The sequence below is a fragment of the Sphingobacterium sp. N143 genome (assembly GCF_030325625.1).
Taxonomy (GTDB): domain Bacteria; phylum Bacteroidota; class Bacteroidia; order Sphingobacteriales; family Sphingobacteriaceae; genus Sphingobacterium.
On the sequence record NZ_JACAIS010000005.1, the window covers coordinates 1 to 19,520 of the forward strand.

At 38.9% G+C, this 19,520-nt stretch carries 13 protein-coding genes and 5 tRNA genes; 1 reads left to right on the forward strand and 17 read right to left on the reverse strand.

All coding sequences use genetic code 11. The features are described 5' to 3' along the window. Nucleotides 1–848: 848 nt before the first annotated feature. The 14 genes from rpoC to HX021_RS11075 all read right to left on the reverse strand — a co-directional run bounded on the left by rpoC (nt 849) and on the right by HX021_RS11075 (nt 14,327). Entirely contained in the window at nt 849–5,126 is a 4,278-nt protein-coding gene (gene rpoC / locus HX021_RS11010) for a DNA-directed RNA polymerase subunit beta' (protein ID WP_286590371.1), read from the reverse strand. Nucleotides 5,127–5,198: 72 nt separating this feature from the next. Further along, complete coding sequence (gene rpoB / locus HX021_RS11015) at nt 5,199–9,008, reverse strand: DNA-directed RNA polymerase subunit beta (RefSeq protein WP_286590372.1); 3,810 nt, start codon at nt 9,006–9,008, stop codon at nt 5,199–5,201. Nucleotides 9,009–9,176: 168 nt separating this feature from the next. Further along, a complete protein-coding gene (rplL, locus tag HX021_RS11020) occupies nt 9,177–9,554 on the reverse strand; it encodes a 50S ribosomal protein L7/L12 (RefSeq protein WP_002992785.1) in 378 nt (125 codons plus the stop codon). 79 nt (nt 9,555–9,633) lie between these two features. After that, nucleotides 9,634–10,152, reverse strand: coding sequence for a 50S ribosomal protein L10 (gene rplJ, locus HX021_RS11025; protein WP_286590376.1), 519 nt, complete (start codon nt 10,150–10,152; stop codon nt 9,634–9,636). Nucleotides 10,153–10,154: 2 nt separating this feature from the next. After that, nucleotides 10,155–10,853 (reverse strand): 50S ribosomal protein L1, encoded by a 699-nt coding sequence (gene rplA, locus HX021_RS11030; protein ID WP_046672240.1) that lies wholly within the window; start codon nt 10,851–10,853, stop codon nt 10,155–10,157. A 22-nt stretch (nt 10,854–10,875) separates the two neighbouring features. Beyond that, entirely contained in the window at nt 10,876–11,319 is a 444-nt protein-coding gene (gene rplK / locus HX021_RS11035) for a 50S ribosomal protein L11 (RefSeq protein WP_028072660.1), read from the reverse strand. A gap of 271 nt (nt 11,320–11,590) precedes the next feature. After that, a complete protein-coding gene (gene nusG / locus HX021_RS11040) occupies nt 11,591–12,136 on the reverse strand; it encodes a transcription termination/antitermination protein NusG (RefSeq protein WP_286590378.1) in 546 nt (181 codons plus the stop codon). Nucleotides 12,137–12,153: 17 nt separating this feature from the next. Further along, a complete protein-coding gene (secE, locus tag HX021_RS11045) occupies nt 12,154–12,348 on the reverse strand; it encodes a preprotein translocase subunit SecE (RefSeq protein ID WP_286590379.1) in 195 nt (64 codons plus the stop codon). Between the two features lie 22 nt (nt 12,349–12,370). Next, nucleotides 12,371–12,441: transfer RNA gene (locus HX021_RS11050), tRNA-Trp, on the reverse strand. A gap of 160 nt (nt 12,442–12,601) precedes the next feature. After that, nucleotides 12,602–13,786, reverse strand: a complete 1,185-nt coding sequence (tuf, locus tag HX021_RS11055; protein ID WP_286590380.1) for an elongation factor Tu — start codon at nt 13,784–13,786, stop codon at nt 12,602–12,604. Nucleotides 13,787–13,858: 72 nt separating this feature from the next. After that, nucleotides 13,859–13,930, reverse strand: a tRNA-Thr gene (locus tag HX021_RS11060). A gap of 95 nt (nt 13,931–14,025) precedes the next feature. Further along, nucleotides 14,026–14,098: transfer RNA gene (locus tag HX021_RS11065), tRNA-Gly, on the reverse strand. 49 nt (nt 14,099–14,147) lie between these two features. Continuing rightward, a tRNA-Tyr gene (locus HX021_RS11070) sits at nt 14,148–14,228 on the reverse strand. Between the two features lie 26 nt (nt 14,229–14,254). Further along, nucleotides 14,255–14,327: transfer RNA gene (locus HX021_RS11075), tRNA-Thr, on the reverse strand. 323 nt (nt 14,328–14,650) lie between these two features. Between HX021_RS11075 and HX021_RS11080 the strand changes: the two genes are divergently transcribed. Continuing rightward, nucleotides 14,651–15,814, forward strand: coding sequence for a BamA/TamA family outer membrane protein (locus tag HX021_RS11080; protein ID WP_286590382.1), 1,164 nt, complete (start codon nt 14,651–14,653; stop codon nt 15,812–15,814). Between the two features lie 81 nt (nt 15,815–15,895). On the opposite strand, the gene HX021_RS11085 is transcribed toward HX021_RS11080, so the two are convergent. The 3 genes from HX021_RS11085 to HX021_RS11095 all read right to left on the reverse strand — a co-directional run bounded on the left by HX021_RS11085 (nt 15,896) and on the right by HX021_RS11095 (nt 19,379). Further along, nucleotides 15,896–16,285, reverse strand: a complete 390-nt coding sequence (locus HX021_RS11085) for a hypothetical protein (protein ID WP_286590383.1) — start codon at nt 16,283–16,285, stop codon at nt 15,896–15,898. A 409-nt stretch (nt 16,286–16,694) separates the two neighbouring features. Beyond that, nucleotides 16,695–18,014 carry a sensor histidine kinase gene (locus HX021_RS11090; RefSeq protein ID WP_286590384.1) on the reverse strand — a complete coding sequence of 440 codons (1,320 nt, stop codon included), beginning with the start codon at nt 18,012–18,014 and terminating at the stop codon, nt 16,695–16,697. Between the two features lie 3 nt (nt 18,015–18,017). Continuing rightward, complete coding sequence (locus HX021_RS11095; RefSeq protein WP_286590385.1) at nt 18,018–19,379, reverse strand: sigma-54-dependent transcriptional regulator; 1,362 nt, start codon at nt 19,377–19,379, stop codon at nt 18,018–18,020. Nucleotides 19,380–19,520 lie beyond the last annotated feature (141 nt).

Here is a 19,520-nt window from a genome sequence, read left to right on the forward strand (position 1 = left end):
CTGAGCCAGGATCAAACTCTCCATTGTAAAATGAAGTTTTTGATTCCAACTATTTATAATAATCAGAATTCTTTTTTTATATCTCTGATCTTGGATCGAATTGAACTATTCGTTGAATTTGTTCATGACTTTCGTTTTGTCTACTCGTCACGCTACATGATTGTGTTTTCTTAAAGAACTTTCTCCGCTTCAACTTCCGTATCCGCTATATTCCGATGGACACCAGGCCCCTCTTTATCTTTTCTGTTTTCCCGCCGTTTCCGTCGGGACTGCAAAGGTAGAAATCTTTTCCGGAATTCCAAAAAACTTTCTCAAGTTTTTTTTCTTTTCTGTTTTCCCGATTTCTGCGTTTAAAATAAACTCAGCGGGATTTTAAATCCTGCCCGGCTCACTTAAACCCTTCTTTTTTCATGATCCCTTCTTTCGAAGCAACCCTACCTCCCTTGCGGAGTGGTGCAAAGATAGGGAGATTATTAACAAAGTTGCAAGCCTTTTGTTTATTATTTTTTAATATTAACCTTAACTTACTGTAATATTGAATGATCCATTTGAGAAAGATATTCAATAAAGATCCCAACACATCAAATTAACAAACTAAATTACCGATCTGCTTCTTCCAGTATTCAGTATCAGCAAATCCATTAACAGACAAAATCCGTAACTAAAATGGACAAGAAAATATCAATTATTATTTTCCTTTTGTGTGAAAAGCAAAACCTCCCCTTATTTTGATTACGATCATATTAGTGAATCGTCCATCTTGAAGAATATAGACCACCGAGTTTCCATGAAGCAAAAAAGGTCCAAGTGTACACTTGGACCTTTTAGTATGAAATAATCTATAACGATTAATCTTCTTCTTTCGAAGCCAACAATTGATCGTACTCTTCACGAGAGCCCACGATTAAGTTGCTGTATTGACGGATACCTGTACCAGAAGGGATCAAGTGACCAACGATTACGTTTTCTTTCAAACCTAATAAATTGTCACGTTTACCTGCGATAGCAGCTTCGTTCAACACTTTTGTAGTCTCTTGGAAAGAGGCTGCAGAGATAAACGATTTCGTACCCAATGAAGCTCTGGTAATACCTTGTAACAATGGGCTTGAAGTTGCTGGAATTGCTTCACGAACTTCAACAAGTTTTAAGTCACGACGTTTCAGACTAGAGTTCTCTTCTCTTAACTTACGTAAAGAGACAATTTGTCCTGGACGCAAATTATTGGAGTCTCCTGCATCAACAACAACTTTCTTGTCAAACAAAGAATCATTCTCTTCCATGAAATCCCATTTGTTCACGGCTTCTTTTTCTAAGAAACGTGTATCTCCTGGATCTTCGATATTAACTTTCTGCATCATTTGGTGAACGATAGTTTCAAAGTGCTTATCGTTGATCTTCACACCTTGAAGACGGTATACCTCTTGGATACCATTCACGATGTAATGCTGTACTGCAGAAGGTCCTTTGATCGATAGAATATCTGCTGGAGAAATAGATCCGTCTGACAATGGCATACCAGCTTTCACGAAGTCATTATCCTGAACAAGGATGTGTTTAGAAAGTGGTACCAAATATTTCTTGATTTGACCGTCACGAGACTCAATAGACATCTCACGGTTACCGCGTTTAACACCGCCTAACGTTACCACACCGTCGATTTCCGTTACAACAGCAGGATTAGAAGGATTACGAGCTTCGAACAACTCTGTTACACGTGGTAGACCACCCGTGATATCTCGCGTTTTACCAGTAGAACGAGGGATCTTCACCAAGATACCGCCTTCTTTCACGGTAACACCATCAGCTACTGCAACGTGTGCACCTACCGGGATGTTGTACGTACGAATAACTTCTCCTGATTTATCCAAAATCTTAATGGATGGGTTTTTCGTTTTATCACGCGTTTCGATAATCACTTTCTCTTTGTGACCAGTTTGCTCATCTGACTCCTCACGGAAGGTAACACCTTCAATAATTGCATCAAATTCAACTTTACCGGCAAATTCAGAAATGATTACCGCATTATATGGATCCCATTCTACCAATTTATCACCTTTAGACACGGTGCTGCCATCTTCAACAAACAACTGTGAACCATAAGGGATATTTTGTTGGAAAACAATTTTATTATGTGCATCAATGATCTTAACCTCACCAGAACGTCCTAGGACTACCTGATGTGTTCCATTATCGTTTGTTTGCGAAACTGTACGTACGTTTTCAAATTCGATTTTACCATCGTATTTAGAAATGATACTTGAATCAGCAGCAATATTCGATGCCGTACCACCCACGTGGAATGTACGAAGTGTCAACTGTGTACCTGGCTCACCAATTGATTGAGCGGCGATAACACCCACAGCCTCACCTAACTGAACACGCTTACCAGAGGCCAAGTTACGACCGTAACAACAAGCACAAACACCACGCTTAGACTCACAAGTTAATACCGTACGAATCTCAATTCCTTCGATACCAGCTTTTTCGATAGTTTCAGCAATTTCTTCTGTAATGTCTTCGTTTGCGGAAACGATCAACTCCTCTGTATCCGGATGGAAGACATCATGCAATGGTGTACGACCTAAAATACGATCAAACAATGGCTCAACAACATCATCATTATCTTTTAATGCTGTTGTGTAAATACCACGTAAACCACCACAATCTTGTTCCACAACGATCATGTCTTGTGCTACGTCATGTAAACGACGCGTCAAGTAACCCGCATCGGCCGTTTTCAACGCCGTATCGGCAAGACCTTTACGCGCACCGTGGGTAGAGATAAAGTATTCCAATACAGACAAACCTTCTTTAAAGTTTGACAAGATCGGGTTTTCAATAATCTCACCACCAGAAGTACCTGATTTTTGAGGTTTAGCCATCAAACCACGCATACCACATAACTGACGGATCTGCTCTTTCGAACCCCGGGCCCCAGAATCCAACATCATATAAACAGAGTTGAAACCTTGGTTATCATTCGAAAGGATATCCATAACGTGAGCAGTCAACCTGTTGTTGATACGCGTCCAGATATCGATGATTTGGTTGTAACGCTCGTTGTTGGTAATGAATCCCATATTATAGTTGTTCATTACTTCTTCAACTTCATTCGTTGCCTGAGTAATCAATTCAGCTTTCGCAGCAGGAATGTTCAAATCTTCCAAATTGAAAGAAAGACCACCCTTGAAGGCGGTTTGATATCCCAATTCTTTCATATCGTCCAAGAACTGTGCTGCACGAGCCATACCCGTAGTCTTCACAATCTCACCGATGATATTACGCAGAGATTTTTTGGTAAGCAATTCATTGACAAATCCCATTTCCTCAGGAACAACTTGGTTGAAGATCACACGACCTACAGTTGTCTCTAATAAGGTATCAACGATGCTACCATCTTTTTGTCTAACTTTTGTTTTTACTTTAATCCAAGCGTGAAGATCAATCTGCTTTTCATTTAAAGCAATGATCACCTCTTCAGCCGAATAGAAAGTCATATCTTGACCTCTAACGATATGGTCACCAGCAGTTTTACGGCCTTTAGTAATATAGTAAAGACCCAATACCATGTCTTGAGATGGTACTGTGATCGGCGAACCGTTCGCAGGGTTCAAGATATTGTGTGCTGCCAACATCAAGATTTGGGCTTCCAAAACTGCAGCGTTACCTAAAGGCAAGTGAACCGCCATCTGGTCACCGTCAAAATCGGCGTTGAACGCTGTACAAACCAATGGGTGTAACTGGATCGCTTTACCTTCTACCAAAGTAGGTTGGAAAGCCTGAATACCCAAACGGTGAAGCGTAGGTGCACGGTTAAGTAATACAGGGTGGCCTTTCAATACATTTTCAAGGATATCCCATACTACTGGATCTTTACGATCTACGATTTTCTTAGCGGATTTCACTGTTTTTACAATACCACGCTCGATCATCTTACGAATGATGAATGGTTTGTAAAGCTCAGCCGCCATATCTTTAGGAAGACCACACTCGTGTAATTTCAAGTGAGGGCCAACAACAATGACCGAACGAGCTGAATAATCCACACGCTTACCTAATAAGTTTTGACGGAAACGACCTTGTTTACCTTTCAAAATATCAGATAACGACTTCAATGCACGGTTACCTTCAGTCTTAACAGCATTCACTTTACGTGAGTTGTCAAACAAAGAATCCACTGCCTCTTGAAGCATACGTTTTTCGTTACGTAAGATTACTTCTGGTGCTTTGATCTCGATCAAACGTTTTAGACGGTTGTTACGGATAATAACACGACGATATAAGTCGTTCAAATCCGAAGTCGCAAAACGACCACCATCCAAAGGCACCAATGGGCGCAATTCCGGTGGAATGATAGGAACAATCTTCACGATCATCCATTCAGGACGATTCTCGATATTTTCACGTGAACTACGGAAAGCTTCAACAACATGAAGACGTTTTAATGCTTCATTTTTACGTTGTTGAGAAGTCTCATTAGCAGCTTGGTGACGTAAATCGTAAGACAATTGATCCAAATCAATACGTTTCAACAAATCTTCCAATGCCTCAGCACCCATCTTAGCGACAAATTTTTGAGGATCAGTATCGTCTAAATATTGATTTTCTTTTGGTAAGGTATCTAAAATATCTAAATATTCTTCTTCAGTCAAGAAGTCCATAAAGTTGATACCATCTTCTTCTTTAATACCAGCTTGGATAACGACATAACGTTCATAGTAAATGATCATATCCAATTTCTTGGTAGGAAGTCCTAATAAATAACCGATTTTATTAGGAAGAGAACGGAAGTACCAGATGTGCGCTACAGGAACCACTAAATTGATGTGCCCCATACGCTCACGACGTACTTTTTTCTCTGTTACCTCAACACCACAACGGTCACATACGATACCTTTATAACGGATACGTTTGTATTTACCACAGTGACATTCGTAATCCTTTACAGGACCAAAAATACGCTCACAGAATAAACCATCACGTTCTGGTTTGTAGGTACGATAGTTAATCGTTTCTGGTTTTGTAACTTCACCACTTGAACGTTCCAAAATAGTCTCTGGAGAAGCCAAGCTGATCGTAATCGAAGTGAAGTTGCTTTTAATTTTATTATCTTTTTTGTAAGACATACTTATTCAAAAGTTAAAGCTTTATAGAGAAGCTTTGAAGAACCGCAGTCCTTCAAAGCCCTAATTGCTTAATTAATCCAATGTGATATCTAGACCCAATCCGCGCAACTCGTGTACCAATACGTTGAACGATTCTGGCACCGATGGTGTCGGAAGGTTGTTGCCCTTAACGATTGCTTCGTAAGTTTTGGCACGACCAACTACGTCATCCGATTTCACGGTTAAGATCTCTTGAAGGATGTTAGATGCACCAAATGCTTCCAATGCCCAAACCTCCATCTCACCAAAACGCTGACCACCGAATTGTGCTTTACCACCAAGAGGTTGTTGTGTGATCAATGAGTAAGGACCGATTGAACGTGCGTGCATTTTATCATCAACCATGTGACCTAATTTCAACATGTAGATTACACCTACTGTTGTTGGTTGATCGAAACGGTCACCGGTCAATCCGTTGTACAAATATGTACGACCTGATTTTGGTAAACCGGCTTTCGCAACCCACTCCTGTACCTCATCCATCTCAGCACCATCAAAGATCGGTGTAGCAAATTTAACACCTAATTTTTGACCGGCCCAACCTAATACGGTTTCATAGATCTGACCCAAGTTCATCCGTGAAGGTACCCCTAGTGGGTTCAACACAATATCAACCGGAGTACCATCTTCCAAGAATGGCATATCCTCATCACGTACGATACGTGCAACGATACCTTTGTTACCGTGACGACCTGCCATCTTATCCCCTACTTTCAATTTACGTTTCTTAGCAACGTAAACTTTCGCCATCTGCACAATTCCTGATGGAAGCTCATCTCCGACGGAAACTGCAAATTTATCACGTTTGAACGAACCTAACTCTTCGTTAATTTTGATATTATAATTATGAAGGGCCATTTTAATCAACTCGTTCTTATCTTCGTCAGTTGTCCATCCCATTGGGTTGATGTTGTTGTAATCCAACTCAGCTAAGATCTTTTGTGTAAACTTAGCGCCCTTAGCTACCAACAACTCTTTGTATACATTGTATACCCCTTGGCTTGTTTTACCATTCACTACAGTGAATAATTTTTCTACCAAACGGTCTTTCAATGATTTAACTGCTCTATCGTGAGCAACCTCAAGTTTTTCTAAAGTTTTACGTTCAACTTCTTTAGACATTTTCTTCGCACGGGAGAACAACTTCGTGTCGATCACAACACCTTTTAATGAAGGTGGAGTTTTCAATGAAGCATCTTTCACATCACCAGCTTTGTCACCAAAGATTGCACGTAATAATTTCTCTTCTGGAGAAGGATCAGACTCACCTTTAGGCGTGATTTTACCGATTAAGATATCGCCACCCCCCACTTCTGCACCAATACGGATAATACCATTTTCGTCCAAGTCTTTTGTCGCTTCTTCAGACACGTTAGGAATATCAGCGGTCAATTCTTCCTCACCACGTTTGGTATCACGAACTTCAAGTTCGAATTCCTCGATGTGAAGAGAAGTAAACCAATCTTCTTTCGCTACACGCTCAGAAATTACAATCGCATCCTCAAAGTTATATCCTTGCCAAGGCATGAATGCAACTTTCAAGTTACGACCTAATGCTAATTCACCATTTTCAGTAGCATAACCTTCACATAATACCTGTCCTGGTTCAACTCGTTGACCTTTCTTAACGATAGGCTTCAAGTTCATACATGTATTCTGGTTAGTTTTCTTGAATTTGATCAATTTATATGTTTTAACATCATCATCAAATGATACAAGACGATCATCATCGTTTCTGTCGTAACGGATCTTAATTTCATCAGCATCTACATACTCTACCACACCATGACCTTCAGCATTGATCAAGGTACGTGAATCCTTCGCAACACGACCTTCAAGACCAGTACCTACGATAGGAGCCTGTGGACGCAATACAGGCACAGCCTGGCGTTGCATGTTCGATCCCATCAATGCACGGTTAGCATCATCGTGTTCCAAGAAAGGAATCAAAGAAGCAGCAATAGATGTAATTTGATTTGGAGCAACATCCATATAATCAAGCATTTCAGGCTCAATAATTGGGAAGTCACCTTCATATCTGGCTTTTACTTTCGCATCTTCGAAATTTCCTTTGTCATCATACAAAGCATTCGCTTGCGCAATCGTCTTGCCATCTTCATCTTCAGCCGATAAGTATACCACTGGTTCATCAACCACGACCTTACCTTCTTTCACCTTACGGTAAGGAGTCTCGATAAAACCTAAGTGGTTGATTTTCGCATGTACAGCCAAAGAAGAGATCAAACCAATGTTTGGTCCCTCCGGTGTCTCAATTGTACATAGACGACCGTAGTGTGTATAGTGAACGTCACGAACCTCGAAACCTGCACGCTCACGAGAAAGACCACCTGGGCCTAAAGCTGACAAGCGACGCTTGTGTGTAATTTCAGCAAGAGGATTAGTTTGGTCCATGAACTGAGATAACTGGTTTGTACCAAAGAATGAATTGATTACCGACGAAAGTGTACGTGCGTTAATCAAATCTGTCGGTGTAAACACTTCGTTATCGCGAATATTCATACGCTCACGGATTGTACGCGCCATACGAGACAGGCCTACACCAAATTGAGCATACAATTGTTCACCTACAGTACGAACCCGACGGTTTGACAAGTGGTCGATATCATCCACCTCTGCCTTAGAGTTGATCAAATTGATCAAATACTTCACAATCGCAATGATATCCTCCCGAGTTAATACTTTCGTATCATCTGGAGTATCCAACTTAAGCTTACGATTAATACGGTAACGACCTACGTCACCTAAATCATAACGTTTATCAGAGAAAAACAAGCGATCGATAATACCACGAGCAGTTTCCTCATCTGGTGGTTCAGCGTTACGTAATTGACGATAGATGTGTTCTACCGCTTCCTTTTCTGAGTTGGATGTATCTTTTTGTAAAGTGTTATATATAATAGAATAGTCCGCATTGTTTGACTCATCGTCTTTTGCTAAAATGATAGACTTAACGCCAGCTTCAATAATCAAATCAATGTGATCTTCTTCTAGAACAGTTTCACGTTCAAGGATAATTTCGTTACGGTCGATTGACACTACTTCACCAGTATCCTCATCCACGAAATCTTCTACCCATTTTTTCAATACCCTAGCCGCAAGACGGCGACCAACATATTTCTTAAGACCAGATTTACTAACTTTTACTTCATCCGCTAAATCGAACAATTCCAAGATATCTTTATCTGAATCGTAACCGATAGCACGCAATAAGGTAGTAACTGGGAATTTCTTTTTACGGTCGATATAAGCATACATAACGTTGTTTACGTCAGTTGCAAATTCGATCCAAGACCCTTTGAAAGGAATTACCCTTGCAGAATAAAGTTTAGTACCATTTGTGTGTCTACTTTGACCAAAGAAAACGCCCGGTGAACGGTGTAATTGCGATACGATTACACGCTCTGCACCATTTACCACGAAAGTACCTTTAGGAGTCATATAAGGGATAGTCCCTAAATATACGTCCTGAACAATGGTTTCGAAATCTTCGTGTTCTTCGTCATTACAAGATAACTTTAACTTAGCCTTTAAAGGAACGCTATAAGTCAAGCCACGCTCGATACACTCTTGAATATCATAACGGGGTGGATCAATAAAATAATCCAAAAACTCTAGCACAAAAATGTTTCTTGAATCAGAAATAGGGAAGTTTTCCGAGAATACCTTGAACAGCCCTTCCTGATGGCGGTTGTCAGAAGTAGTTTCTAATTGAAAAAACTCCTTGAAAGATTCCAATTGCACATCTAAAAAGTCCGGATATTCCAACACTTTCTTACTTGTCGCAAAGTTTACTCTTTCTTGTTGAATATTATTGTTTGCCAAGGGAATATGAATTTTAGTTTTAAAAAAACTGCGCTTACATGTATGCTGTAAACCACATGTCCACTGTGCCCAGCATATACACAGCATAGTGGCTTATTGATATAAATAGGAATAGACTCTGACGAAAAATCGTCAGAGTCTAAACCTTTTCGGGCTAATTAGTTGAGATTATTTAATCTCAACAACAGCACCAGCTTCTTCTAATTGTTTTTTCAAAGCTTCTGCTTCGTCTTTAGATACACCAGCTTTTAATTCTTTAGGTGCTCCGTCAACTAAATCTTTAGCTTCTTTCAAGCCTAATCCAGCTAAATCTTTAACCAATTTAACTACAGCTAATTTTTGACCACCAGCTTCTTTCAAGATAACGTCAAATGAAGTTTTCTCTTCAGCAGCAGCAGCACCACCTTCAGCTGGAGCAGCAGCTACAGCAACAGCAGCAGCAGCAGGCTCGATGCCATACTCGTCTTTTAAGATATCAGCTAATTCTTTAACTTCTTTTACTGTTAAGTTAACTAACTGTTCAGCAAGTTGTTTTAAATCTGCCATTTTATTTTGAATTTTTGAATGTACTTTAATAAAAATTGTTAATTAAATAGTAACGAATGTTTCTGTTCGAGAGGATTCGTTAGCCTCTTTCTTCTAAAGCTTTTACTAAACCTGAAATTGTATTTCCTCCTGATTGAAGAGCTGAAATAACATTTTTCGCAGGTGATTGAAGCAATGCGATAACGTCCGCGATAAGCTCGTTTTTAGATTTAAGATTAACTAATGTAGTTAATTGATCATCTCCAACGAATGCCGTTGCATCAATGTAAGCTGCCTTCAAAATTGGCTTTTCACCAGATTTACGCAACTCTTTGATTAATTTGGCAGGTGCATTACCTGTTTCAGCGAACATTAATGTAGATGCGCCTTTAAGCGTATCAAACAATTCCTCTGAATCAACACCTGCTTCGATTAATGCCTTTTTGATCAACGTATTTTTAACCGCTTTGATCTCAATGCCTTGCTCAAAACATTTACGACGAATGCCATTCACTTTCTCAACTGTCAAATCAGCAGTATCGGTAATATAGAAGTTACCGTAAGATTTAATCTGTTCGGCCAAAGCTTGAACAATTTCTTGTTTTTCTTCTTTTCTCATGATTAAATACCTGCTACTGATTTAGTCTCAATATGAATACCAGGACTCATAGTTGAGGAAATGTGAATACTTTTAAAGTAAGTTCCTTTAGCTGCAGATGGTTTCAAACGAGCTAGAGTTTGTAATACCTCTAATGCGTTATCATATATCTTATCTGCATCGAACGACGCTTTACCAATAGAAGTATGGATGATACCGGTTTTGTCAACTTTGAAATCGATCTTACCACCTTTTACATCTGTTACAGCTTTACCAACTTCTGTTGTAACTGTACCAGTTTTAGGGTTAGGCATCAAGTTTCTTGGACCTAAAATACGACCCAATTTACCAACTTTAGCCATAACACTAGGCATAGTAATAATGATATCAACGTCAGTCCAACCACCTTCAATTTTACTGATGTAATCATCTAAACCTACGTAGTCCGCTCCTGCCGCCTTAGCTTCTTCTTCCTTGTCAGGAGTACACAAAACTAAAACACGAACAGTTTTACCAGTACCGTGAGGTAATGTTGCAATACCACGCACCATTTGATTTGCTTTACGAGGATCTACGCCCAAACGAACGTCGATATCCACAGAAGCATCAAATTTGGTCAATGAGATTTCTTTAACTAAAGCCGAAGCTTCTTTCAAAGAGTATGCTTTACCAGCTTCAATTTTGGATAGTGCCGCTTTTTGATTTTTTGTTAATCTAGCCACTTTTCTTAAATTGATTTCTTAATTAATTGTTCCAAGGAGCATTACCGGATACAGTAATACCCATACTACGTGCTGTACCTGCCACCATTCTCATAGCAGCCTCTACAGTAAATGCATTTAAATCAGGCATTTTATCCTTAGCGATGGTTTCAACTTGTTCCCAAGTGATAGCCGCAACCTTTTTACGGTTAGGCTCGCCAGATCCACTTTTTAATTTAGCAGCGTCTTTTAATTGAACGGCTACCGGTGGAGTCTTGATGATAAAATCAAATGATTTATCCGCGTAAACTGTAATGACAACAGGTAATACTTGACCTGGTTTGTCTTGCGTACGAGCGTTAAACTGCTTACAGAAATCCATGATATTCACACCTTTAGCACCTAATGCAGGTCCTACTGGAGGTGAAGGATTCGCAGCTCCGCCCTTAACTTGTAATTTTACTAACGCACTGACTTCTTTTGCCATTTTGTTTTGAATTTAATATGTTAAATGTCTGTTAGTAAGTTGGAAGCAAATAACGTAACATTTATCAGTTAAGACAGTGTAACTACTGCTAACTGAGGTGCAAAGATAACAAGAATTTCTACAACTCCAAAAAGTATAAAGGAAAATATTATATTTTTTATACTTTGTTACATTTCCCTATAAAGTAGATCCAATATAACAATCATCCCTATTTACAAAAAAAAGCTTCCCAATTACATGGAAAGCTTTTCACTATCGTTAATTACTAATCTTACTCTTTTTCAACTTGCATATAGTTTAGCTCGAGCGGAGTTTTACGTCCAAAGACCTTGACCATGACGATCAACTTTTTCTTATCTTCGTGAACTTCCTCGATCTCCCCCGTAAATCCATTGAAAGGACCATCGTTCACTTTCACCGTTTCACCAACATAGTAAGGAACATTGATCGTTTCACCTTGTTCTGCCATCTCATCCACTTTACCCAAAATGCGATTAACTTCGGACTGACGTAAAGGAACAGCATTTCCCGCTTTATCACCTAAGAAACCGATAACACTATTGATATTCTTAATGACATGCTCTAACTCACCATCCAAAGCAGCTTCCAACAAAACATACCCAGGATAATAATTACGCTCTTTGGCAACTTTTTTACCATCACGCATCAAATAGTATTTCTCCATAGGGATCAACACTTGAGGAACCAAATGTTCAATACCTAAACGACTAACCTCGGCATCAATATACTGCTTTACCTTCTTTTCTTTCCCACTTACAGCACGAACTACGTACCACTTTAAACCTTGATCTGCCATAAATATACTATTGAAAATTAAGAAGCAATACCGTACAAGAATTCCAACCCTACACTTGATGCTTTATCCATCGCAAAGATAACCAATGCAATAATGAGAGACGCAACAAGCACAATAACAGCTGAACTTTGCAACTGAGACCATGTAGGCCAAGTCACTTTCTCAGTGATCTCAACATAAGAGTCTTTAAAAAAATCAAGTACTTTTGCCATTTTAGTTTATCTGTTTATTAAGCACGGGCACCAGGACTCGAACCCAGACCAAAGGTTTTGGAGACCTTCGTTCTACCTTTAAACTATGCCCGTGTATTTCTTATTTTGTGATGCAAATATAGTGTTTTAAACAATCTAACACAACTTTTTTTTACTTTTTTTGTATTAAAAATCGATAAAAAACTATAGTGAAAAAATAAGCTAATCAACCTCAGTCAATTAGCTTATTTTATTCAGAATAACCTGTTACAGATTATAAAATTTCAGTTACCTGACCAGCACCTACAGTACGACCACCCTCACGGATAGCGAAACGTAGACCTTTTTCCATTGCGATAGGAGCGATCAATTTAACAGAGATCGTAACGTTATCACCTGGCATAACCATTTCAGTACCTTCTGGTAAAGAGATTTCTCCAGTTACGTCTGTTGTACGGAAATAGAATTGAGGACGGTATTTGTTGAAGAATGGAGTGTGACGACCACCTTCAGCTTTTGACAATACGTAAACCTCAGCTTTGAAGTTATCGTGAGGAGTTACTGAACCTGGTTTACAGATAACCATACCACGTTTGATATCAGTTTTCTCAATACCACGTAACAATAAACCTACGTTATCACCAGCTTCACCGTAATCTAAGATTTTACGGAACATCTCAACACCTGTTACTGTAGATTTCAAGTTCTCAGCACCCATACCTAAGATTTCAACTGGATCACCAGAGTTGATCACACCTCTTTCGATACGACCTGTAGCAACTGTACCACGACCAGTGATTGAGAATACGTCCTCGATAGGCATCAAGAAAGGTAAGTCAGTCAAACGTGGAGGAATTGGAATGTAGTTATCTACAGCATCCATTAATTCCATGATTTTCTCAACCCATACTTCTTCTCCGTTCAATGCACCTAAAGCAGAACCTTTGATTACAGGGATATCATCACCAGGGAATTCGTAGAATGATAATAACTCACGAACTTCCATTTCTACTAAGTCTAACAACTCAGGGTCATCAACTAAGTCAGTTTTGTTCATGAATACTACTAACGCAGGAACACCTACCTGACGAGCCAACAAGATGTGCTCACGAGTTTGAGGCATAGGACCATCAGTCGCAGCAACTACGATGATAGCACCGTCCATTTGAGCAGCACCAGTTACCATGTTCTTAACGTAGTCAGCGTGACCTGGACAGTCAACGTGTGCATAGTGACGGTTAGCTGTAGAATATTCTACGTGTGCAGTATTGATTGTGATACCACGCTCTTTTTCTTCAGGAGCAGAGTCAATTGAATCAAATGAACGAGCTTCTGACAAACCTTTATCAGCCAATACTTTAGTGATAGCAGCTGTAGTTGTAGTTTTACCGTGGTCAACGTGACCGATAGTACCAATGTTTAAGTGTGGTTTACTACGGTCAAATTTCTCTTTTGCCATGTTTATGCGAATTAGTAATTATAAATTATTTCTATTTGTTATATACTCTTGCTTAACTTTTACACAAGTACGAGCCAAAGATGGGATTTGAACCCACGACCTCTTCCTTACCAAGGAAGTGCTCTACCCCTGAGCTACTTCGGCTTACTAAAAAACCTTATTTACGTATTAATGCCCCCACCTTTAGATACATTATTATCAAAGAAGATAGAGACTAAATTTAATACTTGAAAAATTTGAGCGGAAGACGAGGTTCGAACTCGCGACCTATAGCTTGGAAGGCTATCGCTCTACCAACTGAGCTACTTCCGCTTAATAATTAGAAACTAGAGTAAATCTAAAACTCCAATTAAAAAAAGTGTGGAGGGAGAAGGATTCGAACCTTCGAAGCCGAAGCAACGGATTTACAGTCCGTCCCATTTGACCGCTCTGGAACCCCTCCAGACCTGTAACTTCCGTTACATTTAGAGCCTCTTATCGGGATCGAACCAATGACCTACTGATTACAAGTCAGTTGCTCTACCAGCTGAGCTAAAGAGGCTTCTAATATCTTTTAAACTTACGTTCTATCAACGCCTAATCAGACACTTTATCTTTTCAGCGAGTGCAAATATCGAATTTACTTTTGATTTTTGCAAGTTTATTTTTTACTTTTTTTTTCATTTAAAGAACTAAACAAACTTCGTTATTTTGAACCGTTGTTCCCTTGTTTGCTGATGCAAAGATAGACACAAAACTCACTTTACAAAAATATTTCTCAAAAAAAAACATCAGTTTTTAGCAATTATACTGATATGCAGCACAATAATTTTCCATTGTGTATTTACCTATTTTGGTTATTTGGCTAATATACTATCTTTGGGCATGCAAATTTTACCGCAATCACTTTCAAAACTGACACGCTATACAGCACTTTTAGCGCTGATTATAGCAGGATCGAATGATTTGAAAGCTCAAAATATTATTCAAAAACTGAGCAAAAAATTTCTCTCTTCAGAGAAAGATTCTACGCGCGCTGGCAGTTTTATGGTGTTGCCAGCTGTAGGCTATGCACAGGAAACAGGCGTTGAATATGGATTAGCCAGTTCATATAACTTTTATATTGATAAATCAGATCCTCAAATCAGAACTTCTACAATGACGCTGATGGGAACATTTACCTCCAAGCATCAGTCAAATTTCAAATTTCAAACTGATCTTTGGACAACGAATAACGATTATCATTTTGTAAGTGAAATCCGCTATCGAAATTGGCCCTTTAATTATTATGGTATTGGTATGGATACTTGGAAGGCAGATGAGGAACGTATAGATCAGAAATTATTTCGTGTAAAACTTGATGCCGAAAAAAAAATTGCCAATAATCTATATTCTGGTATAAATATTCAGTACGATAATTTTACGATTCGCAGCGATAGCAATGATCGCATATTCAACACATCTGATCTTATCGGAAAGGATGGTGGACAACAACTCTTATTAGGAGTATCTCAGTTATTTGACAACCGAGACAATGTTTCCTATAGCACACGCGGTTACTATGCTAAATTACGACTGGCCTATGCCCCCAAGCTATGGACAAGCACTGATTTTACAGGAGCTAATCTAGATATCGATCTCCGGGGATTTATCCCACTCCATAGACAGTTAACCTTAGCACTTCAAGGAATATTTCGTTCGACCTTTGGCAGAACAATCCCGTTCTATAACTATCGAGAAATGGGAGGGGATATGATGATGCGTGGGTATTACCTGGGACGTTATAGAGACAAGAATTATTTGGCATCACAAGCAGAACTGCGCTATCGTTTCCATCCTCGCTTCGGTATCGTAGGATTTTCAGGACTAGGATCAACATTCTCCAAGGAAAACAGTAGCCGCTATGTGCCAAGCTATGGTGGTGGCCTACGTTACTTTTTTAGTCTCGAACATAATAGCAGTATTCGTTTTGACTACTCCTATGGCGAACAAAGAAAAGGCGAAAAACGTCAATCGGGTTTCTATCTCTCTTTAAGTGAATCATTTTAATAAGAGATGGCAGAAAGTCATACATATGGAGATTAAAATTCATCAAAAGAATATAACCTCCATATCCTAAATCCCTTTATATTAAAATCTGATCAGAAAATTCTCTTTTCGTTGCCCTTCCCTAAAATAAACCAGGCCTATACGAAACAAATCGATTGTAACTACCACCCGATTATCTGCTTTCAATTTGCGCCAATAGGACGTCCTTTCCTTGTCCAAATGTGGCTCATTCACAATTAGCATATCACTGGCTCTCATTCCTGTCAGGAAATCCAGATTAAGATTTTGGCGATCAATGTAATAAATCTTACTCGAAACACCGGCAAAACGTCTATTCTTTAATAAGAACGCATAACTTTCATTTGGTATATCAGCCAAATATTCATAGTCATCATAATCAAATGCATTCAATAAACGCTGGATCAGTAGATACTTCTTTTGTTCAATCTTTCTCCCAAATTTAATTTCCATTGGTAAATTTGATATGGCTTCTAATGTATCTTTCCGATAGATTACTTCATCTACCAATTTGTAAACAAATGGAGAGTGTGTCCCATGTCGGCTATGGGATATAAAATAATGACTCAAATATTTCAGGAAATAGATCATTTTGCTGCAAAAATCGAAAATTTTATTTTTAGGCACAATGATACCCGCCTTTATTATTATGTATAACCTAAATTTTCTTCGTTAGGTACAGCAAGCCAACGACCTAACCTCCTAGATACATATTCAGTTCACTTGCATCCTCATTCCTTTACCTCTGTTTTTACCAAAATCCCATCTGTATAATAATTTTTTTCCACATGGAACATCGTATATTTCACTCCCCTAAACTCATATGGTCTATTCAGCAAACGGCTTTATTTGGCAAAACCTATTAGAATTGAAGGACAAAAACACTACCTGCCCCCTCGATACTGTTCAGAAAAATGGTACCTTTATGGAGCAACATAATCTGCTTACTTAGTGTTAGCCCCACGCCAGTACCAGTTTTCTTTGTGGTAAAAAACGGTGTAAATATTTGTTCCTGAAGATCAGCAGGAATTCCCGATCCGTTGTCTTCAATCCGAACCTGTACCCTATGGTCCACCTCCATTGCAGACAAACTGATATAAGCCTCTTCCTTTGTCTTTACTGCATCAATAGCATTCAACATCAAGTTAATTATGACTTGCTCAATCAAATTAACATCAGCATAGAGTACCAAACGGGTATTTTTCAGGATAATATCAACATCAATATTTTTCTGGATTAAAGTAGGTTCCAATAACTGATAGATATGTTCAAACAGCTGTGCAATTTGAATCGGTTGTACTTGAGGTTGATCCACTTTATTAATCATCCGATAACTTTTTGCAAAATGCAATAAGCCCTCACTCCTACGTTTAATTGTTGATATCCCAGTTTTTAGGTCCTCGATATCTTCATGTCCCCTAAAATGATCCAACCGTCCATTTAATGTTTCAGCTAACGAACTAATGGGTGCAATAGAATTCATGATTTCGTGGGTAAGTACACGCAGTAATTTATGCCAGGCTTTTGTTTCAGTTTCGTCTATGGCCTCATTGATATTTTGGTACACAACAATGCGAAATACGCCCTCTTGCGTATCAAAGCTCGAACTCTGAATCAATAATTTAATTTTTCCTTTGTTCGATTGAACGGCTTCCATCTGTTGCTGACCATTTTCAAGGAGCATGGTCTTTTCGTAAAGATCCAGATTTTTCTTTTTCAGTCCCGTAATGTTTCCCAGATGTGGTAAGTGAAAGAGTTGTTTAAACGCATCATTCACCCACATTACTTTTCCGCTATCCTGCTCATAAAAAATAATAGCAGAGTTCAGCATATTAATCACGCGATCCAAATATTGATGTTGAATCTCCTGCTTAATACTAATTTCTTTATAAGTTTCGTTGATCTGATTAAAAGCAAGAAACAGTTGTCCCTCCACAGATTTTGGATTTTTCACCAAGAAACGTCTTGTAAAATCCCGATATTTAACCGCTTCGGAAAATTCGATCAGTTGCCGGGCCAAAAAATTGTACTGGGCGTATAGGTTAAAGCCAAGGTAAAACATCACACAAAATAGCAGAGCAGCTTGTACATATTCCTGCTTAAGCAATAAATATGCTGTTATTACAGTTGCTGCCAACAGCATGATGATCTTAATTGCATTTAAACCCTTTCCTTGTCTCATAGACTAAATATCGTATTTCTCTAAGCGTCTATAAAGGGCCGCGCGTGTCAATCCCAGCTCTTTGGCAGCTTTACTGATATTTCCGTTGTAGCGATCAATCGCTGATTTTATGGCTTTTCGCTCCAGTTCTTCGAGATTTTGACTGGCAGATGTAGATTCCGCAAAGACTGATTCGGTTTGCTGCTCAATTGGAGAGAAAAAAAGATCATTACCAGCAATACTTACCTGATCAGCCATAATTACTGCCCTTTCAATGCTATACTGTAATTCACGCACATTTCCAGGGAAATAATACCCAAAGAGCTTTTTCAGGGCATCAGGTTCAAATCCTTCTATTCTTTTATTGTATTTTTTAGCATAGACAACTAAGAAATGCTCAGCCAATAGCTTAATATCTTCTCCCCGTTCACGTAATGGTGGCACTTGGATCTCCACGGTATTAATCCGATAGATCAAGTCTTTTCTAAAACGGCTTTCATCCGCCAATTGCTTTAAAGCTACATTTGTTGCGGATATCAAACGAATATCAATGGGTATAGATTGATAAGAACCCAACGGAGTAACTTGCCGATTTTGTAATACTGTCAATAGTTTTGCTTGCTGTTGCAAAGATATGTTTCCTATTTCATCTAAAAACAGTGTTCCCCCGTTCGCTGCCTCGAAACGTCCCTGGCGGTCCTCACGAGCATCAGTAAACGCACCCTTTTTATATCCAAAAAGTTCACTCTCAAACAAAGTTTCCGTCAATGCCCCCACATCAACTTTAACATAGACCCGGTCTGACCGCAGCGACTTACGCTGTATCGCCTGGGCAATTAAATCTTTACCTGTCCCATTTTCTCCAAGTATCAAAATATTCGCATCTGTAGGTGCGATTTTATCCAATTTATATTGGAGCTCATCCATGACAACCGAGTTGCCAATGAGATCTGGGCTGCTGCTTGTACTTAACAGTGAACCCTTATTTTTCTTTTCCTTATTTTTGGTTTCAGCAAGAGTACCATCAATTGTCGCCAACAATTGCTCGTTCTCCCAAGGTTTCACTACAAAATCCGATGCCCCTTGTTTTAACGATTTCACAGCAAGGTCGACAGCTCCGTAAGCTGTAATCATAATAACATGAACTTGCGGGAATTTTTCTTTAATGCGCGACAGCCAGTATAACCCTTCATTGCCTGTATTGATCTTACTTTTAAAATTCATGTCTAAAAGCACCAGATCATAAGCTGTTTTTTCCAAATGTCCAATTAAGTTTTCAGGATTAGGCTCGACTTGAACATGGCTTACTTTAGGCTTAAGCAAGATCCTTGCTGCTGTCAGTAAATCCTGGTCATCATCAACGACTAAAATAGAGGCTTTTTTCATGTGTAAATAATTTGTCATTTAAAGGCCATATGGAATATCCTGCCCATCGTATTCGTCTATCATTTTTAAGACACTCATGCCCCGCAATCGGTGTTATACTTTTTAAAAGGGATATTCATTAGAATAAAGTTGGCATGAGTA